Source organism: Lysinibacillus sp. RU7 (assembly GCF_057837305.1).
Window position 1 is genome coordinate 1 of sequence record NZ_JBYQFK010000353.1, and the last position, 230, is coordinate 230.

Genomic DNA, 230 nt, shown 5'->3' on the forward strand with positions numbered 1-230 from the left:
GCGTGAACAGCCCCGCGCCGCCGACCAGATTGCCGAGGATCGCCGGGATCAAGAGCCCGAAGAACGCCCGCGCCGCATCGACCTTGCCGGTGAACAGTAGCAGGAAGGTTTCGTCTGCACCGACGATCGAGTGGCTGAATCCGGCGATGGCGATGACATAGGTGATCGCCAGGATGATCCAGAAGGCCTGGGTCCGGCCATTGGGCAAGATCCAGGCAACCACCGCGATC

1 protein-coding gene is annotated in these 230 nt (G+C 63.5%); it reads right to left on the reverse strand.

Going from position 1 to position 230, the window contains the following annotated elements:
• Positions 1-230 (reverse strand): formate/nitrite transporter family protein (locus AC3II9_RS22690; RefSeq protein WP_489159053.1); only part of this gene is annotated, 230 nt, incomplete at both ends.